The organism is Enterobacter chuandaensis, from assembly GCF_003594915.1.
Classification (GTDB): Bacteria; Pseudomonadota; Gammaproteobacteria; order Enterobacterales; family Enterobacteriaceae; genus Enterobacter; species Enterobacter chuandaensis.
Genome location: NZ_QZCS01000036.1, coordinates 1 through 325, shown reverse-complemented (window position 1 = coordinate 325; position 325 = coordinate 1). Strand labels below are relative to the sequence as shown.

Annotated in this window: 1 protein-coding gene; it reads left to right on the top strand. The window is 56.6% G+C overall.

The window, feature by feature from the left end:
* Window positions 1-80: 80 nt before the first annotated feature.
* Window positions 81-325: helix-turn-helix transcriptional regulator (locus D5066_RS22790; RefSeq protein WP_133300929.1), on the top strand; the 245-nt coding region annotated here is incomplete at its 3' end.

Below are 325 nucleotides of genomic sequence, written 5' to 3'. Positions count from 1 at the left end.
GGAAAATATTCACAAAATAGAGAGCTACCCGAAGCCGGACGGACACGACCGGCACTGTATGGACTTTGTGAGGTAGCCCGATGCACACTGCTTTTTCTTCCCCGTCTTCTGCCCCTGCCGCGCCGCTGATGCCGGTTTCTGATACCGTTCACGAGCGCTTTATCCGTCTGCCCGAAGTGATGCATCTGTGCGGCCTGTCCCGCTCGACCATTTACGACCTCATCAGCCGGGAAGCTTTCCCGAAACAAATCTCCCTCGGTGGGAAAAACGTGGCGTGGGCGCAGTCTGAAATCACCGCATGGATGGCAGATCGCATTGCCGAACG